The sequence below is a fragment of the Bradyrhizobium genomosp. I (2014) genome, assembly GCF_000261685.1.
GTDB lineage: Bacteria > Pseudomonadota > Alphaproteobacteria > Rhizobiales > Xanthobacteraceae > Bradyrhizobium.
Window position 1 is genome coordinate 1 of record NZ_AJQE01000098.1, and the last position, 19,376, is coordinate 19,376.

Below are 19,376 nucleotides of genomic sequence, written 5' to 3' on the forward strand. Positions count from 1 at the left end.
AGGCGCTTGCGGGCATTCCATCGGTTTAGGCCGCCATGAGCCTCGATTGCATTCGCCAGCAGCGCAATCATCCGTCGATTTTCCTTCGTGAGAACTACCCTGACAGGTATGCCCAAATGCGGATGATCGCTCGTTAAGCGTTGTTAAGTGGCGCTGCATAACCGAAGAAAACGGCGTAGAAACCCGGATCTCTCATCCAAGCAGCAGAGGTGCCGTCCAGCCGAACCTCGGATCGGCCAGGCGGTCGCGCTTCGATCAGACGTCGGCGGTAACGTCCATGATGGCAGCGGCAAATGCCTTAGGCGCCTCTTGCGGCAGGTTATGGCCCACGCCTCCCTTGATCGTGCGGTGAGAATACTTGCCTGAGAACATCTTGGCATAGGACGACGGATCGGGATGTGGAGCCCCGTTCGCGTCGCCCTCCATGGTAATGGTCGGGACACCAATGACAGGAGCCCGTGAAAGTAGCGCCTCATAACCATCATACTTTGCTTCGCCTGCGGCAAGGCCGAGACGCCAGCGGTAGTTGTGGATCACGATCGCAACGTGGTCCGGATTATCGAACGCCTCGGCGCTGCGCTCGAAAGTGGCCTCGTCGAAGCGCCACTGCGGGGACGCGAGCTGCCAGATCAGTTTCGAGAACTCCCGACGATACTTCTCGTAGCCTTCGCGACCACGCTCGGTCGCGAAGTAGAACTGATACCACCACTGAAGCTCTGCCTTAGGCGGCAAGGGCATTCTGCCGGCTTGCTGGCTGCCGATGAGATAGCCGCTTACCGAGACCATCGCCTTGCAGCGCTCCGGCCACAGCGCCGCGATGATGTTGGCAGTCCGCGCGCCCCAGTCGAAGCCGGCGATCGTGGCTTTGTCGATTTTGAGCGCTTCCATCACAGCGATGATGTCCGCCGCGATCGCCGATGGCTGCCCGTTCCGCATCGTCCCATCAGACAGGAAGCGCGTGGTGCCATAGCCACGCAAATAGGGCACGATCACGCGGTAGCCCGCGGAGGCGAGAATTGGCGCGACATCGACGAAGCTGTAGATGTCGTACGGCCAGCCGTGCAGCAGGATCACGGCTGGACCGTCGACCGGTCCTGCTTCGGCATAGCCGACGTTGAGCAGGCCGGCATCGACCTGCTTGAGCGACGGGAACGAAGTGTTGCCGCCTGCTTTGACGGCGGCAGCAGGCTTCGCAGGCTTGGCTACGGCTGTGCTTGACGCAAGCTGGGCTGCTGCGAGCATCGTCGCGGCGCCTGCGAAGAAGCGGCGGCGTTCGTGGTCAACATCATCTGACATGAGAGGCTCCTATCGTGGTTCCGTTGTTTTCAGCGCGGCCAGGATTGTGTTGTTCAGCCCTTCTGCCCCTCGAGCCGTGCAAGAAAGTCGCGGACCAAGGTGGCGATTTCGTCGGTCGCCTCATCCAATGCGAAGTGGCCGGCTTCCAGGATGTGGACGTCCGCAGTCGGGACATCGTCGCGATAGGCGCTCGCGCCGGCGACGGTGAAGGAGGGATCGTACTTGCCCCACATCACCAGGATCGGAGGTTGCCTCCTGCGCAGCCAATCCTGCCATTTCGGATAGGCAGCGACATTGGTCCGGTAGTCCAGGAACAACGTCGTCTGAATCTCGGGTTGGCCGGGACGCGTGAGGAAGGCGTATTCATCGCGCCAGGCGTCGGGTTCGTAGCGCTCGGGATGTGGACTTGAGCCGAGGTGACGCTGACGCGTCGCCTCGAGAGAGGTGAAGTTGGCCTTCAGCGCCTCTAGTTCATGTGCGGGATCGGCCCAATATTTGCGACGCGCTTCCCAGAGCTGGCTCAAGCCCTGCTCGTGTGCAACAGCGTTCTGGATAATCATGGCGCGAACACGTTCCGGATGGTCCAGCGCCATGCGGAAGCCTACCGGGCCACCATAGTCCTGCATCAGCAGAACGTAGCTGGTGAGACCGAGCCGGTTCGCGAGCTCGCCGATCACGCCCGCGATGTTGTCGAAGGTGTAGGTGAAGTCGGAGGGCGACGGCGCACTGCTGTTGCCGAAGCCAGGATAGTCGGGCGCGATCAGATGATATCGGTCCGCAAGCAGCGGCAACAACGGTTCCCACATCCGCGACGACGAAGGGAAGCCGTGCAGCAGGAGCACCGTCGGCGCGTCCGGCGGGCCGGCTTCGCGATAGAAAACCTTGAGGCCGCCGATATCGACCGTGTGATAGCTTATCGTACGGCGGCTCGACCGCAGATCGTGGGCCGAAGCCTGCACGGTCGCGCAAGCCAGGGCCGCTGAGAGGGCGAGGGTCGCTGGAATGCTCATGTCATCGCTCCGATGTCGCGAGCGCAATCTGCACCCGAAGCGGCCTGTTAGCTCGTTAAGTATTGTTAGGCGTTGAGAGCGAGACCCGGACCGCAGCTTTTTGCTTTAACGTGAGCAGCTTATGGCGGTGCCGCGGCAACTCGACAGCGCGCTCGACGATCGTAACAGAATTTCGCAACGTCTAACGAGCCAAACCCACGCTGTGCAGCCAGTATGACGCTCACGCCAGTTTCAACCAACGGGGAGGCTATCATGTCCGCCATCTACTCCATTCCGAACGGCAGCACCGTTCGATCTCAGTTCGTCTCTGCCCTTGAGGAGCAATCGCGGGATTGGGAGCTCGTGCTGCAGGAATCCCACCACCGCATGAAGAACACGCTGACACTGCTGGGCGCCTCGGTCCGCCGCGACTTCACCCGAGCCGGCAGTCGGGACGTCTCCGGGGCGGTGGATCGGTTCGAGCGGCGAATCTGTGCCTTTGGCAAGCTCTACCAACTGCTTTCGAACAGCGACGAGCCGTCCGTGTCCGTCGCAACCTTCTTTGAGAACCTCTGCGAAGCACTTTCGGCAGCGGTCCTGGAGCCCGCCGGCGTGCGGTGCGAGGCTTTGGTCGAAGGCGGCGTTCTCCCGCATCACAATGTCATCGGCTTGCGCTGATGATCACCGAGCTGGTCACGAATGCGGCGAAACACGCCTTCCCGAGCAAGGCGGGAGCCTTGATCCGGATCGAGGTCGTCTGCCGAGATGGCACATGGATCTGCACGGTGGCAGACAACGGCATTGGTGCGACGGATCAGCTCCGGGGCACCGGCAGCCGTATCCTGGAAGGGCTTGCGCGCAGCATTCAGGCCCGCCTGAATGGCGAGGCGGGACAGGGTGGCACTCGGATCACCATCGAGATGCCGACGACCGCCTGAAGATGGACGGCTCTCACGAACGCTGCGCCATAACCTAAGAGCAAATTGGTAGTGCAACAGCGGGTTCGGCTTTCGGCCCGCCTTACATCGGGAGTTCGACATGGCAAAACTTGAAATTGATCGCGAGGCAGAGAAAAGGACCCCGGCATCGCATAGCGCTGATCTGAAGCTCGAAGTCGTCGTAATTCCGGTGTCCGACGTGGACCGCTCCAAGGCGTTCTACGAGCGTCTCGGCTGGCGACTGGATGCCGATTTCGCCTCCGGCGATGGATGGCGCGTGGTCCAGTTCACACCGCCGGGCTCTGCCTGCTCGGTGATCTTCGGCCGCAATGTTACGTCAGCATCGCCGGGCTCGGCACGCGGTTTGTACCTGATCGTATCAGATCTCATTGCCGCAAGGAATGAGCTGATCGAGCGCGGAATTGCTGTCAGCGAGGCTTTTCATGGCGGCGGCGATGTCCATATTGGCGCCGATGACCCCTATCTCTTCGGCAGCGTCCGGATCGGCGGCGTCGATCCGCAGCGCGGCAGCTACAGCTCGTTCGCCTCTTTCAGCGATCCTGACGGCAATGGCTGGTTCCTGCAGGAGGTGACCACGCGGCTGCCCGGGCGCATCGAGCGCGACGGCGCGACATTTGCCTCCATGGCCGACCTGGCTGCCGCGCTGCGTCGTGCGGCGGTAGCGCATGGCGAGCACGAGAAGCGCACTGGCTTGCACGACGAGAACTGGCCCGATTGGTACGCCGAGTACATCGCGCGCGAGCAGGCCGGTCAGTCCCTGTCGTCATAAAGGCAAGAGCATTTTCTGTCCACGGCGCACGACGGCTCGCTGTCGTGCGCCGTTTTGCGTTGGCTCGCCCGAAGCACCATCGCAGCGCGTCTGATTGTGCAGACTCGCAATGGCTAACGAGGCCTAACAACCGATAACTCGCCAAGCAGAGGGGGCTGCGTCAATCTCCATGCACGAAGCAACGACGGCCCGATATCGAGATCGGCCATCGCCACCGACCATAGCAAGGGAGATTCGCAATGACCACGCAGGCACGCGCCGACATCCTCAACCCCGACCGTCGTCAATTGCTGGGCCAGGCCGCGATGGCCGCCGTTGCCGCCGGCGTGTCGAGCCTGCTGCCGCTGCATCCGGCGAAGGCGGCCACGAGCGAGGCGATCCGCCCGTTCCGCGTCAACGTGCCCGAGGAGGACCTGCTCGATCTGCGCCGCCGCCTGGCAGCAACGCGCTGGCCGGATCGGGAGATCGTCAACGACCAGTCGCAAGGTGTGCCGCTGAGGACCGTGCAGGAGCTCGTGCGCTATTGGCAGAGCGATTACGACTGGCGCAGGATGGAGACGCGGCTAAACGCCCTGCCGCAATTCGTCACCGAGATCGACGGCGTCGACATCCATTTCATTCACGTCCGCTCGCGGCACGAACACGCGCTCCCGATGATCGTCACCCATGGGTGGCCAGGCTCGATCATCGAGCAGATCAAGATTATCGGACCGCTCACCGATCCAGCCGCGCACGGCGGGCACGCCAGAGACGCGTTCGATCTGGTCATTCCCTCACTGCCCGGTCACGGCTTCTCCGGCAAGCCGACCACGCTCGGCTGGGATCCGCAGCGCATCGCGCGCGCCTGGATCGTGCTGATGAAGCGTCTCGGCTACACTCGCTACGTGGCGCAAGGCGGTGATTGGGGCAATGCGGTCACCGAACAGATGGCGCTGATCGCGCCGCCGGGGCTGCTCGGCATCCACACCAACATGCCAGCCACCGTCCCCGACGATATCGCCAAAGCACTCCAGCCGGGCGGAACGCGACCGGCGAACCTCTCGGCTGAGGAGCGCATCGCCTACGACCAACTCGACGATTTCTACAAGCACGGTCTCGGCTATGCGATCGAGATGTCCAACCGGCCGCAGACGCTTTACGGCTTGGTCGACTCGCCCGCGGGCCTCGCGTCCTGGATGCTCGACCATGATGCGCGCAGCGCCGCGATGATCTCGCGCGTCTTCGAAGGCAAGACGGAAGGCCTGTCGCGGGACGATGTGATCGACAACATCACGCTCTACTGGCTCACCAACACCGCGGTCTCGTCGGCGCGGCTCTATTGGGAGAACAAGCTGGTGTTCTTCGCGCCCAAGCATGTGAAGATCCCGGTCGCGGTCAGCGTTTTCCCAGACGAGATCTATGCCGCGCCGCGCAGCTGGGCCGAGAAAGCCTATCCCAGGCTGATGCACTACAACCGTCTCGACAAGGGCGGTCACTTCGCAGCCTGGGAGCAGCCCGCATTGTTCACCGCGGAGATGCGCACCGCATTCCGCCCGCTGCGCCAGTCGATCTGAAATCGGCCTAGATCAGGAGTGAGACCATGAACCGTCCCGAAAGCATCTTCGCGACCGACGAGATCCGCCTTGAACGCCGGCTGCCGACCTACTGGCGTGTCACCTTCGACATGCCGCCGGTCAATATCTTCGGACCGAAGCACCTTCCGCTGCTCAGCGACATTGTCACCGCGATCGAGACCGATCCGCAAGTGAAGGTGGTGGTGTTCGACAGCGCCGTCGAAGGATTCTTCATCACGCATTACAATTTCCTCGCGCCGCTGGAGGAATCGCTTGCCGTTCCGCCCGGACGGACGGGCCTGCAGTCACTGCCCGACACCTTGGTGCGGCTCAGCCGGGCGCCTGTTGTCTCCATCGCTTCGATCCGCGGCCGAGCGACCGGTGTCGGCAGCGAACTCGCGCTCGCCAGCGACATGCGCTTTGCCAGCCGCGAGAAGGCCATCCTGTCGCAATGGGAGGTCGGCGCCGGCCTCGTTCCGGGCGGAGGACCGATGGCACGATTGCCGCGCCTGATAGGCCGTGGCCGCGCGCTCGAGGTTCTACTGAGCGCGGACGACGTTCATGGGGACCTCGCCGAACGGTATGGCTATGTGAACCGGTCCTTGCCGGATGCCGAGCTCGACGGCTTCGTCGAGGCGCTCGCGATGCGTATCGCCACGTTCGACAAGGACGCCATCGCCGAGACCAAGCGCCTCGTCGATATCGCGAGCCTGCCGGCCGATGTCGAGATCAAGCCCGAGTGGGACGCGTTCCTGGCCGCTCTCGCACGCCCCGCAGCCCAGAGCCGCATTAAGGCGCTCATGGCGCGCGGCTTTCACCGTCCCGGCGACGTCGAGAATCGACTCGGTTTCCACGTCGGCCAGCTGGGCAAATGAATCAACGGCCCGCGCGCGACTGCGAGTCGTGCCGTTCTGCCGGAATACAAGGAGAATCATATGAGCTTCACGATCGATATAAACGGAATCCCTCGCAGCGTCGACGTCGATGGCGACACCCCGTTGCTCTGGTTGTTGCGCGACGTGCTCGGCATGACCGGTACGAAATTCGGCTGCGGCATGGCATTGTGCGGAGCGTGCACCGTCCATCTCGACGGCGCGGCAGTCCGGTCCTGCATCACCACTGTCGATAGCATCGGCGACGGCAAGGTCACCACGATTGAAGCGATCGGCGGGACTCCGGCAGGTGCGAAGATTCAGAGAGCCTGGCTCGAGCACGAAGTGCCGCAATGCGGCTATTGCCAGTCCGGCCAGATCATGTCGGCCTCGGCGCTGCTTGCTGACAAGCCTCATCCGACCGACGCGGATATCGATGATGCCATGAGCGGCAACATCTGCCGCTGTGGGACGTATGTCCGCATTCGCGAGGCGATTAAGCTTGCCGCCGGATCGCAGGTGAAGGAGCGTTGATCATGACATCGGATCGCACGGCGTCTCACGCCACTGTCGCGCTGTCCCGTCGCAGCTTTCTGGTGAAGACGGCCCTCGCCGGCGGCGGTCTGGTGCTGAGCCTGAGCTTGCCGCTTGGCGAGAGCAGAAGCTCCTCCGCCGGGACGTTCGAACCGAACGCCTTCATCCGGATCGGCCGTGACGGTCAGGTGGTCCTGACCATGCCGTATGTCGAAATGGGGCAAGGCACCTACACCTCCATTCCGATGCTGATCGCCGAAGAGCTGGAAGTCGGCCTCGGGCAGGTGCGGCTCGAACATGCGCCGCCTAACGAAAAGCTCTATGCCAACCCGCTGCTGGGTGTGCAGGCCACCGGCAATTCGAACGCGATACGCGGCGCCTGGAAGCCGTTGCGAGAAGCCGGCGCGACCGCGCGGATGATGCTGATCGAAGCAGCCGCGCGGCGCTGGGGCGTCGATGCGAAACGCTGCCGGGCCGAGGCAGGCGAGGTCATCCATACGCCGAGAGGGCGTCGCCTCAAGTACGGTGAGCTCGCCGCCGAGGCTGCGATGATCCCTCCGCCTGCCAGCGTGGTTCTGAAGAATGCGGATGAGTTCAAGCTGATCGGCACGCCGGCCCGGCGGCTCGACGTGTCGGGCAAGGTGAACGGCTCCGCCCTCTATGGAATTGACGCGCGGCCACCCGGGCTGAAGATCGCGACATTGGCTCAATCGCCGGTGTTTGGCGGCAGACTGAAGAAGGTGGATGACAGTGCGGCGATGGCCATCAAAGGCGTGCGCCAGATTGTCCGGCTCGACGATGCCGTTGCCGTGGTCGCGGATCACATGGGCGCAGCCAAGAAGGGTCTGGCGGCACTCAAGATCGAGTGGGAGGACGGGCGCCATGCTGGTCTCAGCACGCAGGACATCGCCCGCGAGCTCGAGGACGCCACTCTGAAGGCCGGTCCGGTTGCGCAAGACATCGGCGACGCTGCGAAAGCGTTGGCCGGCGCCGCGACCCGGGTCCAGGCAAGCTATCACCTGCCATTTCTGGCGCATGCAACGATGGAGCCGATGAACTGCACGGTCCACTTCCGCGGCAATGAGTGCGAGATCTGGGTCGGCACGCAGGCGATCGCAAGAGTCCAGGCGATGGCAGCGAAGGCAGCTGGCCTGCCGCCCGACAAGGTCACGGTTCACAATCATCTGATTGGCGGAGGTTTTGGACGCCGCCTTGAGGCCGATGGCGCGGTACGTGCGGTCGAGATCGCCAAGCAAGTCGATGGTCCCGTGAAGGTCGTGTGGACGCGCGAGGAGGACATCCAACACGACATGTACCGTCCCTATTGGGTTGACCGCATCGAAGCCGGTCTCGACGAGAGCGGTAGACCCGTGGCATGGACCAATCGTTTCGCCGGCTCCTCTGTGATCGCGCGGTGGCTTCCGCCCGCATTCCGGAACGGGCTCGATCCCGATACGACGGAAGGCGCAATCGACCTGGTCTATTCGCTTCCGAACTTCCATGTCGAATATGTTCGCGTCGAACCGCCGGGCATTCCGACGGCTTTCTGGCGCAGCGTCGGTCCCTCGCACAACGTATTCGTCACTGAGAGCTTCGTTGATGAATTGGCGGCGGCGGCCAAGCAGGATGCCGTCGCCTATCGCCGTGCGCTGCTGGACCACAATCCGCGTGCGAAGGCTGTGCTCGAACTCGCGGCGGAAAAGGCGGGATGGGGCACACCATTGCCCCAGGGGCGAGGCCGGGGCGTCGCCCTGCAAAATGTGTTCGGAAGCCACCTCGCGCAGGTTGCGGAGGTCGAGGTGGCCAAGGACGGATCGGTCCGCGTGCACCGCGTGGTGTGCGCCATGGACTGCGGCATCGTGGTCAATCCCGACACGGTGCAGGCACAGATCCAGAGCGGCGTCATGTTCGGCGTCACCGCGGCCCTGTACGGTGAGATCACGCTGAAAAGCGGTCGCGTCGAACAGGCTAATTTCGACACCTATCAGATGCTGCGCATCGATCAGGCGCCTTCCATCGAGGTCTACCTCGTGAAGTCCGCGGAGCCACCCGGCGGAATGGGTGAGGCGGGAACCTCGGGCATCGTCCCGGCCGTGGCGAACGCGGTTTTTGCAGCCACTGGCAGGCGATTGCGCAAAATGCCGATCGACCCCGACGCGCTCAAGACGTGAGTGCCTGATGCACATCTCGGCAAAGGAGACCAAAATGCATCAGCCTGATGAAGACAGGTTCCGAGCCATCCTGCCCGAGGATATCGCGTGGAAGCCGTTTCCAGCCTTTCCGCCGGGCGCGCGGCTGGCCGTCATGGTCGGCCATCCGGCTGAATCTGGTCCCTACGTCGTCCGAGTGAAAGTGCCGGGCGGCACGAAGTTCATGCCGCACAAGCATCCGGAGGATCGGATTTACACGGTGATGTCCGGCGTCTTCTACATAGGACTCGGCGAGACCTTCGACGGTGGCAAGGTTGAGGCCTATCCGCCGGGCACCGTCCTCGTGCTGCCCGGCGATACCTGGCATTTCCATTGGGCAAAGTCCGGCGAATACGTCACGCAGGTGTCCGCGATCGGCCCGCTTGGCCTCGAATATCGCAATAGGCACGATGACCCGCGCCTGCGTGCGGGAGAGAGCCTCGGCACGCAGTCAGGCTAATGCGCGTAAATGCCGGAGGACGGGCGGAGCGGGCCGGGTTTGTGCGGGTCCTTGAAAGTCTCGAAATCGCTCGAGGGCCCGATGGGCCGAACAAGTGGTACACGGCGGTGGTCACAAAATCCGACGGGACTTTTCTGGAATCCTTGTTTTCCGCGGTTTTTCGAGCAACCTGGCCGAACGGGAAGAGAGTCCCACTCTCTCCGCCGCCTGTAGATCCTAACCTCAAAGGAAGCCGTCCTAAGTCCGCTGACGTGGGCGGAAGCGGTCGCCCGGTTGGCGCAGAAGAGCTTCCGGGTATTGTCCGGCGGAATCACTCCACCTCCTTTGCCGAAACGCATGCTATCGCCTCATCTTCGGCACCGGCATGCCCAATGTAACCGCAATCCGCGCTCCGATCTTTTCCAAAAATTTTGACCTCGAAACGCAGCTTCGCTGAAGATCCCGTGCTACGGGTGTAATGTGATTTATCACATTGCACGAGGGTCATTTGAATTACCGTCGATACATCGTGAGCGATGCCTGGCGCTCCAACAATGAAAGACTGCGCGAACTGAAGGTCGCCGGCGGACACTGTCGCTTGTGTTTCGAGGCGGCGACCGAGTGCTCGCCTCTTCAGGTACATCATGCGACTTATCTGCGCCTGGGATGCGAGGCACGCGGCGATCTAATCGCGCTCTGCGCACACTGCCACCGCGACGTCGAGGACATCCTGCGCCGGCGCCGCTTCGCCCGCGCTGTCCCGTTGCGCGCCGACGTGATCCGTATGCGCGACGTCCGCACGCGCCTGTCCGATCCCACCCGCTAGGAGACCTGGTCCATGGAAGCTGAAAGCGTCACGCTGAAGATCGTCGGCACCAAACGGCTCATCATGCGCAGCGGACGGATGTCGGATCCCCTCGATCCAACGACCAAGGCGCTGGCACGCCTGACGTCCAAGCGCATGAAGACCGCCGCCGATCACGAGGAGATCGCGCGAATCGAGTGGAACGGCTGCTTGTGGCTGGAGTCCGGGCGTCCCTGCATCCCGGCCGAGGCGCTCGCGGCGACGTTCGTCGCCGCGGCTAGGTCGCGCAAGCGCAAGGACGCGGGGCGCGCCGGTCTGGTCGTGGAGCGCAACGCGCAGCTCGATTATGCCGGTCCGCGCGATCTGGATGAACTGTGGCTGTTGCCCGAATTCCGGCTGCGCGCCTCCGTCAAGATCGGGAACTCGCGGACGATGCGCACCCGCCCGTGCTTCCACGACTGGTCGGTCATCTTCACCGCGCACTTTCTCCCCTCGTTCTGGAATCGCGAGGACGTGATCGAGATGTACCGCCTCGCCGGCTTCTCGAAGGGACTGGGCGATTGGCGGCCGACGAACGGCACCTTCTCGGTGGAGGAAATCGCGTGAGAGTTCAGGGTGGGGCGTGGTCCGGCGAGTTATGGCACGGCCCGGCGTGGCGGCTGGGAGGGATCGGCATCGCCGGTGCCTCCCACGTCTCGCTTCGCGACCCCGCGCGCGCGATCGGCCTCGGCGAGAACGAGAGCTTCGAGTTCTCCATCCTGGAGTCTAGCCATGTCTGACGCCCGCGCGCACGCGGCCACGCGCCACGGAGCTTCGAAGGCCAAGAAGACCGGCTTTCGTCCCGCTCCCATGGGGCCGCTGCAACGCGCCGTCTTCCGCCGTGAAAAGAAGCGTTGGGAGGCAGCGCGCGCGACGACGCGCTTGGCGTCGGAGGCCCCCTCGGGCGGCGAGCCGCCGCACGCGGAAACGGCGTGGAATCGCGTACCGACGGCGGACGCGGTCGCCACGAAGCTCATGCTGGCGAAGGCGTTCGACGAGCCCGAGAGCCTAGCGCTGGCGATGCGCTGCGCGTCCCCGGTCGTGATCTGCGACGTGCCGGACCCGGCCGTGCTCGGAATGGTCGCGGCCTGCTGGAAGGAGGTCGTACTCGGGGACGCGGCGGCCGCAAGCCATTCCGTGCTTTCCGACATCCTGCCGTCCATTGCCGCCCGGAGCGCTACGCAATGTCTCCATATGATCGTCGCGGATCCGCCGAAAGAATCGGATCGGCACCGCGCGCAACGGCGCTCCCTGGCTGCGCTATCGCTCGCGATACCCATGGTCGCCTTCTCTCCGCTCGCCGCCTCGTACCTCCCCGACGCCCTGCTCCGCGCCTGCGACGTCAGGCTCGCGGTCGGACGTCCCGACGCGGACATCATCGGAAAGACCGTCCATCTCGTCACCGGCTCGATGCCGCGGGACGTGCCGGACGAGGGCTTGCTCAACGAGATCGGAGCGGACGAGATCTCGCTCGCCGTCAGATTCGATCGTTCCGCCGATGAATGCATGGGCAAGCTGCGCCGGCTCGCGGCGTCCAAGGCGGAAAGCGCGAGCGTCCGCAGCCTCTGCCTCGACGATCTCCGCGGCATGGACGATGCCGTCGCCTGGGCCAAGGCGTTCGTGAAGGACGTCGCGGCGTGGAGACGTCGGGAAATTCCCTGGAGCGCCGTCGAAGCCGGAGTGGTGTTTGAGGGTCCTCCCGGCACGGCCAAGAGCACGCTGCTGCGCCTGATCGCCGCCGAGAGTGGGATCAACCTGGTGATCGCGAGCCTCGCGAAGTGGCAGGGCAGCGGCGAGGGGCACCTCGGCCATCTGCTCCGGCAGATGCACGCGGACGTAGCGAGAGCGAAATCATTGAGTCCTTGTGTTTTCGGAGTAGACGAAATTGAAGCATTCGGCGACAGGTCGTCGATGACGCACGCATGGAGGGATTATTCCCGGCAAGTGATCGACGGCTTCCTAGCCGCCTGTGATACGCTCTCGGCGTCCCACGACTTCCACGGCGACGGACGTGCGGTCGCGCTGATCGGTACGACCAACGACGCGAGCCGCTGTGATCCGGCCATCCTGCGGTCGGGCCGTTTCAATAGGGTGATCCGCGTTGGCCTGCCCGACGGCGCGGCGCTCGAGGCGATCTTCCGGCTGAGGCTGCGCGGCGACCTCGCCGATGCCGACCTCGGCGACCTCGCGCTGGCGGCGCTCGGCTGCACCGGCGCCGACGTCGGACGCATCGTGGACGAAGCCCGACGCAGTGCCAGACACGCCGGACGCGGCATGGTTCTCGACGACCTCAAGCGCGCGCTCTGCGGTGGTGTCGAGACGCCGTCGAGCCTCTTGCCGCGCCACGCCGTCCACGAAGCGGCACACATCCTCGTCGACGTCATCCTGAACGGCCCGGCAGGCGCCGTCGCCATCATGACCGGCTCGGCGAGGACCGCGGCCTCAGTGTTCCGGTTCCGCGCGACGCCGCTGGCCGGCACCTACGCGGAAAATTTCGCACGCCTGCAGGTCAGGCTGGCCGGGCGCGCCGGTGAGCGTCTTGTCTTCGGCGAAGCTGGATGGGGCGGCGCCGGCGTGGACGGCTCCGATCTTCACGAAGCCACCAGGCTCGCGGCAGCGATGGTCGGATCGTTCGGCAACGACGAGGCAAACCTCGTCTACCTGGGTGCGGCGCGCGAAGCGGAATCCCTGCTGGTCTTTCCCGAGGTGCGCGACGCCGTACGGCAGGAGCTCGCCGCGGCCGACGGGGCCGCCTCGCGCATCCTGTCGGATCACCGCGAAGCGCTAGACGAGATCGCCGCCCGCCTCCTCGCCGACGGACGCATCGATGGCGACGCGGTCGCCGAATCGCTCGCCAGACGCGCCGGGCCCCGACGGCCGGCGACGATCCACACCCTCGATCCGAAAGGAGACAAACGATGACGAAGATCGAGAGGGGAAAGTCGTCCGTTCCGGCCCTCCCGCCGGCGCGCCACCAACCGCGCCCGTGCGCCGAAGCCGCACGGCGCAACGACCTCCTCCGCCGCGGGGTGCTCGCCGCGCTGCGCCGATCGGGCCGCTATTCCGTTGTCACCAACATGCGCGTTCCCGTGCCCGAGGAGGCACGCGAGGCGGTCCGCCGCGGCCGCCGGTCCGTCGCGACACGGGCGCGGTGCGACACGGTGGTGATCGACATGGTCGTCGTCGATGCCCCCAATAGCTGGGCCGGCGGCTACGCATTCTGCAGCCCCGGCGCCCAGTCGCTCCGGGCGCGCCGCCGCATCGAGGAGGACCTGCGGGCAGCAGAACTCGTGCTCGGCCCTCACGTGAGCCGCACCATGGCGAGCAGAATCGACACGGTGACGGTCGGCATCATCGACGGGTGCGCCGATCCTGAGGAGTGCGACGACCTCACGATCGCGGCCAGCGAGATCTCCGACCGCTTCGACATCCCGTTCGTCGACCCCGAGGCCAAATCCTTTGAATCTGCGGCACGAGCTAGGCGATCGGAAGACGGCCCGAAGTATTCGTATCCTTCAGACCGCTCGCCGCCCCCCGACGAACACGCGCGGAAGCCAGCCGCAGCAAGCGTCGGTGGATTCGATGCCTTCGATTGCCCCTGGCCGAAATCGCCGCCACGTCACGAGGCATGATGGAAGAGGTTTCCCCGAGACCCCGACGCCGGTTTCGGCGGCTGGCACGAATGCCGCGGGAGCGCGCGGGCACCCTGTTCGCAGTGCCTCGGCCGGCGGCCCGCGGTGACAGCGTCCAGGATCTCGATGCGGGGTATGGACGGCAGGTGGTCCGGATCGTCAATAGGCCGGCCCGGTACCCCAAGGACGGGGTATGGCCGCTCGAGCTTCGCGCCGACATGCTCGCCGCACTTCTCGACTTCGATACGACCCGCCAATTGTGCAAGGCCATCGCCGCGGGAACAGCACCAAAACCGGGTGCCGTACGTCTCGTCGGCCGCTCGACTGAGTTGGTCTGGTCCCTAGCGGCCGTCCGCAGGTTCGTCGCGGCCCGGCACGGTGTGGCGGACGAAAGCCGCGACTGGGAACAATAGCGGTCGGCCCGTAGGACTTCGTCGCCTTGGCTTGGATTCTGCTCTTGGAGGCCGATCTCTTCACCATGCCGACAACCGACCCCGATGGATTCTGCCCGTGCGAAAGTGGTCTCCTCTACCGCGACTGTCATCAGGCCGTTCGGGAGGCATCCCCGGAGGACGTGCTGGACGTGGGACGGCGTGTCTATGCGGACCGCTGGGGTACGAATGCCGGCTTCTACGAGAAGCAGGGTCTCTACCGGAAGCTGGCGGATCACCTCTTCTCGTTCACCCGTGCCACGAAGGTCATCGACATCGGCTGCGGACGCGGTGAAGGTCTGGCCGCTCTCGTGGAGGCCGCCGGCGCCGGCGCCCACCTTTTCGTGGGTCTGGACGAGAACCCCGATTGTTTAGCGGCTGCGGCACGTCGTCTGGGCGTAGGGACGCCCGATACGCGTCTCCGCCGCGTCGGTCTGGACCAACGGGAGTACGACCTCGAATTCGTTCCGGGCCGGTTGCCCGCGCCGGGACGAATCGTGCTCGCGCAAACGGACCTGCTGCGGCAGGATCCCGAGCTGGACGAATTGCTTCTCGTGGCCAGGCCCTACGACGCCGTGACGCAGTGGTTCAGCGGGATGCATTCCGCGCGCGAGCACGACCGCATCATGAAGGACATGCAGATCGGGTCCGACCGGGTGCATCGGATGGCCACCGACCTGGCCGCGCTCGAATACGCCGCCAACGCCGTGCGCGATGGCGGCATCTTCCACGTGGTGACGCGTGTCGCCGGCGACGACGTCCGCCTTCTGCGGGAGGATACCGCGGAGGAGGTGGGGGCGCTTGCCTCCCATGGTCCGATCACGCTGGAGGAGTTGGTCCTGCTGCCCTACACCGAGCCTCCCTTGGGTCCGCGCATCGGCGTGGGCGCGCCCGGGTCGTCGTACGCCGCCAAGAGCAAGTTCGCGGCTTCGGCGATCTTCCGGCTGGACCAGTCGTCCGCGTAGCGCGTCGATCGACGTCGCGAATCCTAGCCGACCTGCGTGGCTTCGGCGAGCCGGCACTAAAAAGCCCCGCCGAAGCGGGGCTTTGGCAACGGTGCCGGTCCGTCAGGTGACGATGTCGATACCCCGCTTGCGCTTCCGGCCGCGAAGATTGATGCGCTTGTGCTGACCGTTCATCGCGAGTTCGGGGTTGTGCTTCTGGGTGTAGTGTTTGGCCACCGTGCCGTAGTTGGCGTGCAACGACGTGGCGGTGAATTCGGCGGGGGTGAGCCCCGCCAGGTGCGCCTCTTCCATGCCGCCTTTCCTGAACTGGCTCAGATTGAGGGGCGGCAGTCCGGCTTCCTCGCAGATCTCCTTAATGGCCGCGCGCAGCTCGGCGGGCCTCCACGGGCGGGTACGGTCGGCCCGCTCCGACAGGAAGAGCGGCTCGTCGCCGAAGCGGTTTCCCTTGAGTTCGGTCAGACGCTCCCTCAGGGCGTGGTACATCTCGTGTCCGTCGTCGTCCCACAGCTCGAACCATCCCTGCTCTCCGACCTTTTCCGCATCGACGAAAATCTGGTCTTCGTGGTTCGGGCCCCTGAACTGGTCGCACGTGAACTTGTACGGATAGTGGGTCACGCGGACTTCCAGCTCCCAGCAGTAGAGAACGATCGCCGAGACGCTCTTGAGACCTTTGCGGTCCGCGGTGCGGACGAACGGAGCGAGCCATTCGAGCTTCACGGGCGGCGGGCTGACCGTCCGGTGCGGCATGTACACGCCTGCGAAAGAGTTCGCCTTGTTGTGCATAACGAGGTTGGGGTGCTTGCGCTTCAATGCGTTGAGCATCGTGCGCACCGTCTGGATGTCGTTTCTCGCCGTCGCGGAGCGCTTCCGGACGGTTTCTTTGCCTTTGTCGTCAACCCCGGTTATGCGGACGTATTCGGAGTAGAAGTTGTCGACGTCGGCTTCGGTCATCCATCGGACGGGAACGGTGCCGAAGCGCCGTCCCGCGAAGCGGCCGGTCTGGGGGACGTAATTGCAGCAACGCCGGATGCTTTTGCCGTAGCTGAGCTTGGTCTCGTCGGCCAGGGCATCGTACCTGTCCGTCGTCTGATACTCGACGTAGGCCCACTCGAGGCTGCCCACGACCGGCTTGAGGTCGAGCGCGACCGCGGCCGCGTTCTCCTTCCACTCCTTGAGGACAGGCGCGAACTGGGCGTCGTAGTTCGACAGTGCCTGATGGAGATCCGTGCCGAGCGAAAGGTTGGGCAGCGGAAATCCCGCCTTCCGCATGCGCGTCGAGACGTCGCATCGGAAGTGGACGCTTCCGGTCCGGCGGTTCTCGTGGGCTCGCATGTAGGGGGGCAGCGGCGGATCCTCGTCCACGATGGACGCCGGCGGCAGCAACCGGACCACCGTGGGTCCGCGGGTCGGCGGAGCCAGCCGGGACCGTGCAGCCGCTCCCTGGGTCCTCGTCTTGGTGTTCGTCTTGGCCATCTGAAGTCTCTCCTGTCGTCGTCGTTGGCATCGTTGTCGCACGACGTTCGGTCGTGATCGGACGAAACGACACCAGAAATCTCGACGGGACGACACGAAGCCGGAGCTGTATTATTGGTAATTTTTTTGGAGCGCCTCGCGGAAGCCTCCGACGCCGGACGGCGGCGCCCCGCCGCCCGGCGTCGGGCCGGCCCGAAGCCGTTACCAATTCGCCGTTTCGAGTCGGGACGATCGTTCGCGGGAGTCGGCACGGACCGCTCCGGACCTAGCCGGCTAGGCTTTCGTTACCGTCGCATGCCCCGGAAAGGCTGGCACGAATAACCAACTGGCTGTCCTGATAATCGCGCGTACCCCTTAATTTATAGGGCTTATTGATAAACGTCCCGACTCAGAAGTCGAAAAGATGGAGCAAAATAGGCAGGATTCGAGACCAAAGAGTCGGTATAGAAGCTGCGAATGCTTGTTACCAATTGACTCGAACTTCATTGCCTTTGGGTCTGTTTTCCTCCTTCCCGCCGGTTAGCCCGGCGGCGAGGTTCGATCCGCTATTCCGCACCAAAGGGCGAACGCGGAAAAGGACTCGGGTAACGCCTGGTTACCATTGATTGAAGCTTCAGGTTGTGTTTGGGGCCCTCTGACGCTACCCGGATGTGGGAAGTGCTGGAGGGAAAAGGACATGCCGGACATCGGTCAGGTGAGGACCGCCTGCTACCGCGTGATGCGCGAGCGGGGTCTGGTCGGTGTTACGATTAGCGCGGTCGCGGAGAAGATGCGGAAAAACCGCATTTCCCCCGGCTCAGACCGCGACCTCAGCGTGATGGTGCGCGCCTGGAGGGCCGAGCAGAAGGACCTTCCCGAACTGCCCGTCCAGGTCGTAGAGATCGCGCAGAACCTTGCGAGGACGGTTTGGGAAATCGCCTTGGCGACAGCCGCCGAACTGGACGTCCAGAAGACCGGGGCGGAGGATTTTCAAAAGCAGGTCCGCGCTCCCGCGAAACGGCCCCCGGTCCTCGTAAAGGTCGCGCTTCTTCGGAAGGGGATCGAGGAGCTCCTGCGCGAAGACGCCAAAAATTCGTTCAAGCGACCGCCCTCGGCGCGCGAGATATTTCGAAGGCTTTCGAACAAATTGGCGGACCTGACCGACGAGCAGCACATCAACCGCGATCTTCAGGAAATCGTTGATTTGTCCAATGTCCTCATCCGGCTCGACGACGGCAAATGGTGGCGCAACGACCGTTCTCTGCCTGCTGACTACGCAGCCGGGCAAAAGACCCAGAAGGGCTACAAGCGGACGGGCACCGCTGCCTCGCTGACCCGGTCTGCAAACAAGCCGATCCTAAACGATATTGCCGCAGTCCTCTACAAGGCCCGGCGCGGGATGGAGCGAAGGGAAATCGCCGCGGCTCTCGACATTCCTCCGGAGAAGCGGACGCGTTTCTATCAGATGCTCCGCAATCATACGAGAAATGAGCCTGAAAACCGCCTGTACGAGTACAAGGACGGTAAGTACACCGTCATTAGGCGGGTTGGCGCGCCAGGCTCGTAACGGCGTTAGCGCCGCTCCCGGGTTTGACCGAGGCGACACGGTCAGCCGCTCCGAATTTCTCTTTCATCTTGTCATAGTCCCGCGGGCGCGCGCCGCTCCAAGGATTGCATTACGGCCGCTCCGCCCGCGCACGGCCGCGTTCCTCGCGCCGGCCCCGTCGACGTTGGCGCGACGGTGGAAATCTCCAGACGAATATCGAATCCTTCCTCCTATGGATGGTAGGTTGGGTATGCTAGTCCGCTCCGTCCGGGAAGCGACGCGCCCCTGATGCAAGGACTCCCGCCCCTTGAACAAGCCGACGAGGACCGCCACGAAGCGCAAGGCCGGACCGAACCGCGGGCCGAGAGCAAAGATCGGCGCCGAGAAGGCCGAGGACGAAAAGACCAACAAGCCATTCGCGGAGAGATTCAAGGAAAGCCGGCTGTCGACCGCAGAGACCCTCGGTGAGAACGTCAAACGGCTCCGGACCGTACTCGATCTCAGTCAGGCCGATCTCGCCAAGGCGATCGGTACCGACCAGTCCGCCATAGGGCTGATCGAAACCAAGCGCGCCAATCCGACGCTGATGACGATCGAGAAGCTCGCGGCGGTTTTGAAGACCACTGTCGTGGATCTTCTAACAAGGCCGGGCCGGCGGCGGACCCGCGCCTAACCGAAGTTGCGATGGACGACCCAACGGTTACTGGCGTGCGCAGGTTGAAGTTTCGACGAAGCATCGGACCAGCCCGGAAAGACCGCGGTCCACCGGAACGCGTCACCGCGCTCGGCAGCCCAGCTCGAAATCCCAAGTTTCGCGAATAATCGCGAGCCATTCGGGCTGCAAAGCCGCGTCGGGGTGGTACGATGAGTTCGAAATGTGCAACCATGGGGAGCTCCAGCGGCGAT

The 19,376-nt window shown here is 64.1% G+C and carries 17 protein-coding genes and 1 pseudogene; 15 read left to right on the forward strand and 3 right to left on the reverse strand.

The genetic code is table 11. The features are described 5' to 3' along the window. Window positions 1-255 precede the first annotated feature (255 nt). Both IC50_RS09355 and IC50_RS09360 read right to left on the reverse strand, forming a co-directional pair. Entirely contained in the window at window positions 256-1,296 is a 1,041-nt protein-coding gene (locus tag IC50_RS09355) for an alpha/beta fold hydrolase (protein WP_035703294.1), read from the reverse strand. A gap of 53 nt (window positions 1,297-1,349) precedes the next feature. After that, a complete protein-coding gene (locus IC50_RS09360; protein ID WP_035703296.1) occupies window positions 1,350-2,306 on the reverse strand; it encodes an alpha/beta fold hydrolase in 957 nt (318 codons plus the stop codon). Window positions 2,307-2,558: 252 nt separating this feature from the next. On the opposite strand from IC50_RS09360, the pseudogene IC50_RS09365 reads away from it, so the two are divergent. The 13 genes and pseudogenes from IC50_RS09365 to IC50_RS09425 all read left to right on the forward strand — a co-directional run bounded on the left by IC50_RS09365 (window position 2,559) and on the right by IC50_RS09425 (window position 15,472). Further along, window positions 2,559-3,223, forward strand: a pseudogene (locus IC50_RS09365) (sensor histidine kinase). Window positions 3,224-3,323: 100 nt separating this feature from the next. After that, window positions 3,324-4,013, forward strand: a complete 690-nt coding sequence (locus tag IC50_RS09370) for a VOC family protein (RefSeq protein WP_035703298.1) — start codon at window positions 3,324-3,326, stop codon at window positions 4,011-4,013. Window positions 4,014-4,252: 239 nt separating this feature from the next. Beyond that, entirely contained in the window at window positions 4,253-5,566 is a 1,314-nt protein-coding gene (locus tag IC50_RS09375) for an epoxide hydrolase family protein (RefSeq protein WP_035703299.1), read from the forward strand. A gap of 26 nt (window positions 5,567-5,592) precedes the next feature. Further along, a complete protein-coding gene (locus IC50_RS09380; protein ID WP_035703301.1) occupies window positions 5,593-6,441 on the forward strand; it encodes an enoyl-CoA hydratase/isomerase family protein in 849 nt (282 codons plus the stop codon). A 60-nt stretch (window positions 6,442-6,501) separates the two neighbouring features. Next, window positions 6,502-6,972: a (2Fe-2S)-binding protein gene (locus IC50_RS09385; protein WP_035703304.1), complete on the forward strand. Its 471-nt coding sequence runs from the start codon at window positions 6,502-6,504 to the stop codon at window positions 6,970-6,972. Between the two features lie 2 nt (window positions 6,973-6,974). Further along, window positions 6,975-9,143 carry a xanthine dehydrogenase family protein molybdopterin-binding subunit gene (locus IC50_RS09390; protein WP_035703307.1) on the forward strand — a complete coding sequence of 723 codons (2,169 nt, stop codon included), beginning with the start codon at window positions 6,975-6,977 and terminating at the stop codon, window positions 9,141-9,143. A 34-nt stretch (window positions 9,144-9,177) separates the two neighbouring features. Further along, a complete protein-coding gene (locus IC50_RS09395; RefSeq protein WP_050990955.1) occupies window positions 9,178-9,621 on the forward strand; it encodes a cupin domain-containing protein in 444 nt (147 codons plus the stop codon). 487 nt (window positions 9,622-10,108) lie between these two features. Continuing rightward, entirely contained in the window at window positions 10,109-10,426 is a 318-nt protein-coding gene (locus IC50_RS09400) for a hypothetical protein (RefSeq protein WP_050990947.1), read from the forward strand. Window positions 10,427-10,438: 12 nt separating this feature from the next. Beyond that, window positions 10,439-11,011 (forward strand): hypothetical protein, encoded by a 573-nt coding sequence (locus IC50_RS09405; RefSeq protein ID WP_035703309.1) that lies wholly within the window; start codon window positions 10,439-10,441, stop codon window positions 11,009-11,011. Then, entirely contained in the window at window positions 11,008-11,184 is a 177-nt protein-coding gene (locus IC50_RS41200; protein WP_157460925.1) for a hypothetical protein, read from the forward strand. The genes IC50_RS09405 and IC50_RS41200 overlap by 4 nt, the downstream gene beginning before the upstream one ends. Further along, entirely contained in the window at window positions 11,177-13,366 is a 2,190-nt protein-coding gene (locus IC50_RS09410) for an AAA family ATPase (protein WP_035703311.1), read from the forward strand. Before IC50_RS41200 ends, IC50_RS09410 begins: the two co-directional genes overlap by 8 nt. Beyond that, window positions 13,363-14,076, forward strand: a complete 714-nt coding sequence (locus IC50_RS09415) for a hypothetical protein (protein ID WP_035703314.1) — start codon at window positions 13,363-13,365, stop codon at window positions 14,074-14,076. The genes IC50_RS09410 and IC50_RS09415 overlap by 4 nt, the downstream gene beginning before the upstream one ends. Window positions 14,077-14,533: 457 nt before the next feature. Continuing rightward, window positions 14,534-15,472 (forward strand): SAM-dependent methyltransferase, encoded by a 939-nt coding sequence (locus IC50_RS09425; protein WP_035703318.1) that lies wholly within the window; start codon window positions 14,534-14,536, stop codon window positions 15,470-15,472. A 102-nt stretch (window positions 15,473-15,574) separates the two neighbouring features. On the opposite strand, the gene IC50_RS09430 is transcribed toward IC50_RS09425, so the two are convergent. After that, window positions 15,575-16,945 carry a hypothetical protein gene (locus IC50_RS09430; protein WP_035703320.1) on the reverse strand — a complete coding sequence of 457 codons (1,371 nt, stop codon included), beginning with the start codon at window positions 16,943-16,945 and terminating at the stop codon, window positions 15,575-15,577. A 676-nt stretch (window positions 16,946-17,621) separates the two neighbouring features. Between IC50_RS09430 and IC50_RS09435 the strand changes: the two genes are divergently transcribed. Both IC50_RS09435 and IC50_RS38985 read left to right on the forward strand, forming a co-directional pair. Next, window positions 17,622-18,491: a hypothetical protein gene (locus IC50_RS09435; protein WP_035703322.1), complete on the forward strand. Its 870-nt coding sequence runs from the start codon at window positions 17,622-17,624 to the stop codon at window positions 18,489-18,491. Window positions 18,492-18,777: 286 nt separating this feature from the next. After that, window positions 18,778-19,143 carry a helix-turn-helix transcriptional regulator gene (locus IC50_RS38985; RefSeq protein WP_050990948.1) on the forward strand — a complete coding sequence of 122 codons (366 nt, stop codon included), beginning with the start codon at window positions 18,778-18,780 and terminating at the stop codon, window positions 19,141-19,143. Window positions 19,144-19,376 lie beyond the last annotated feature (233 nt).